Source organism: Streptomyces sp. NPDC054796 (assembly GCF_053611545.1).
Map to the genome: position 1 here is coordinate 1 of NZ_JBSHAO010000133.1, position 3172 is coordinate 3172.

A 3172-nucleotide genomic window follows, 5' to 3' on the forward strand; every position below is an offset into this window, starting at 1 on the left:
GCGGTGAAGAGGGTGTTGCGACGGGTGACGGCTTGGTGATCGCTGTTCGCATGCTGAGCATCGACGACGTAGACCATAGGAGCCTCGTTGCCCTTGGCCCGGTAGATGTGGGCCAGGGCGACGGATTCCCGTTTGAACACCTCGTCGACACTCGTGCCGACTCCCACCAGATGTGAGGGGATCCCGTGTTGCAGGAGTGTCTGCATTAGCCGCGGTGCTCGGGTTTTGGCACGGTAGACGTCAGGCAGGACGATCAGAACATCGTCGTGCTCAAGTTCGTCCTCGGCCAAGTTCTTCTTGATCTGCTGAGCTACCCAGATGTCCTGGGCGGCCTGATCGTCGAAACGCTTCATGATGACTGCGTCGTCCGGGTTGAGCAGTTCGCGGAAGTAGGCCGGGGAGCTCGACTCCGCCCGCTCCAACGTCACCGCTGAGCCGAGCGCGAGACTGCCGTGGACCGTGTTGTAACCGATGTCCCCCCACAGTTCGGGGGCGTCGAAGTGCTGCAGCAGACCGCCGTCGCGGTACACGCCGATTCCCAAGGCGTGAGCTGTGGCCAGTGCCCAGGGAGTGTTGCGGTAGCAGACCGGTAGCACAATGTCGCGCCGCGGCTGCTTGTCCTGCTCGGCGAGACTGACGAGGCTCTCCCCCGAAGGACCTGTCCCGAACAGCTCATCTGTCCCGGGCATAGCCGACTCCGACAGCTTCTGAAGCTCGTCGTAGCCCCAGACGATGCGCTTGGGATCCCTCGTCAGTAGATAATCGAGCTGGAAGAACTCTGGTGGTAGATCCTGGGCCTCGTCGATGAGGACCGCATCGAAGACCGGCTCGGGCGAGCCGGCGCGTACCACCGCGAGGAGTTCCTGGCACACCCCCTGGAAGGCGTTGTCCATGCCGTAGGTGGCGCGCGCGTAGTTCCAGTCCCGCGGTGTGACCCCTACAGCACGGGCCATCTCGCTATACATGCCGGCCTTGGAGCTCGACCCCCAGGAGTGCATGATCTGCAGGAACTGCTCGTCGTAGCGGTCGTTGCTGTACTCGAACGTGAAGCGTTCCACCAAGTCCTGGATCTGCTGATACAGGGCTCGGGAGTGGAAGGTCACTGCTATGCGCCACTCGGGGTGTTGGGTATGCAGGTAGGCAGCCTTAAGAGCAAGAACAACCGTCTTGCCCGATCCGGCCAGGCCGCGGATTCGTTGCGGCCCCTCGGGTGTCTCGATTGCGGCAGCCTTCTGCCACTGGTCTAGGTTCGCGATACCTCGTTCGATCACCTTCAAGATAGCGCCGCGGGAGGATGCGTCCTGGACAGATGAGCGCTTCTTGACCGGCTTGATCGTCGTTACTCGCTGCAGTGCCGCTTGCAGTGCCCGCTCGGTGTTCTCATCGATACCATCGAGACACGCCACTTCTGTGGCGACGTCTAGTAGGTCGCAATAGATGCCCTCGACCTCGGAGGGCTGATCGCCAACCGGCCCCGGGAAGACGGTGACTGTGGAGATCTCCAGGGCCAGCTGCCGGCGCCGACGCAGCCCGCTGTGCTTGCCGAGTGTGCTCTCCAGGACGTTGTACAGACGATCCTGAGCCGAGGAGACAACGTCCCATCCGTCCGCATCGCGTGGAATGGTGTCCTCGAGGAGGAATGCCACGAGTCCGTGGCTCCTACTTACCAGTAGCGCATCCACTTCAACCCGGTCGTCAGCCGTGGCCAGTACGGGGTACCCGAGATACACCGTGCCATCGGAGACCACCTCACGCAGCTTTTCCGCCAGCTGCGATGCGGTGCTCCGGTCTCGGCTCTCGCCGTATACAACCTCCAGCGGCACTACGGCGCTCACTTCGCTCTTGGTGCGGTCAGGCGTAGCCGTGACACGCGTGCATGCCGGCCGTCACTCATCCTAATGATCCAGGTCTGCTTCCATTGCAGAGTCGATGCGACGGCCATCAGAAGCTCGTCATCGTTCACGGGCTTCGCATCGCGGTGCAACCGTGCAGTAGCTGGGATGTCGTGCAGTGAGCGGCCCGGGCCCGCAGCCGATTCGCCGCCGCGGTCCGACACGCGCTTCGCTCCGCAGTCGGCCCCGCATCGTGACACCAAGTCAGCGACCGCGTCGAAAGATCCGCCGCAGCAGCGAAGGCGCCGCCGCCTCCCGCGGGCCGGGCACGACCGGCGGACGGGGCGACGAAGGTTCCTCCGACCGTACGTCAGCAGGTTCGGCGGGCAGCGCGATGCCGCGCTCGATGGCAATCCGCGACACGATCTCGCCCGCATCGGCGGGAGAGGGCGGCGGGATGCTGCGTTCCGCGGCGAGCGTCGCTGCGGCGGCCCCTCGTCGCTCGCCTGCGCGAGGCGGTCGCTGGAGGGTGACTCCGGCGTCGGTGAGCATGCTCAGATCCAGCGTCCAAGACCTGGCCGATCGGGCATCCCACACGTTGAACGCGTAGCGGATGTGGCTGCGGGCCTCGGTGTGGCTCATCCCCGTGACCTTGACCAGATGTGCGAACGCCTTCGACTCCAGGCCGCGGACCTGGGCGTATCCGTAGTGGGTGACGGTGTGGCAGTCCGTGCACAGGCAGATCAACCTCTTGAGGCGTTGGACGCGGGTGGCGTCGTCATACACCCAGCGCTCGTGGGCCTCCAGCCACCGCGTGGCGTCGCGGTTCTCCGCGGCGCCGCAGGCCTCGCACCGCATCCCGGCCCGCCGGGTGATCATCCGGCGGAGCCGTTCCCAGTCCCTTGGGGTGACACAGGAGCGGACGTTGGTGAACCAGCAACTGGAGGGCACCAGATCGACGAACAGGCCCTCGCCCAGCGTACGGTCCTCACCAGGAAGCCGGTCGGGCACGTCAGGTGCAGCAGCCCACGGCTGAAGGGCGGTCATGCCCTTACGGGGCGCATACCAGCGTTTGGCGGCCGGAGCCCACCCGGCCCCGGCTGCCTTGGCCTGGTGTTTCTCCGCGTACGGAACATCCAGCCAGATCCGGTTGACCATCGCGTTTTCCCTCCCGTGTGCGTCGAGGCGGTACAAGCGCTGCCCCCTCGGCGCCAAGCGACGCTACCGGCCGCCCGCATACGGCGCCGGACGAACAGCGATCTTGCGTCGCGTGATGTCTGGATCCGATGGCAGGCTGACGGGGAGAAGGTGGTGAGGGTGATGCTGGAGCTGGTCGAGCC

General features: G+C 65.1%; 2 protein-coding genes. Both read right to left on the reverse strand.

Annotated features, from left to right (window positions below; all coding sequences use genetic code 11):
• On the reverse strand, positions 1-1835 hold a 1835-nt coding region (locus ACWGJ2_RS40070; RefSeq protein WP_453351350.1), incomplete at its 3' end, for a DEAD/DEAH box helicase.
• Positions 1836-2096: 261 nt separating this feature from the next.
• Positions 2097-2990, reverse strand: coding sequence for a DUF5710 domain-containing protein (locus ACWGJ2_RS40075; protein ID WP_453351351.1), 894 nt, complete (start codon positions 2988-2990; stop codon positions 2097-2099).
• Between the last annotated feature and the right edge of the window lie 182 nt (positions 2991-3172).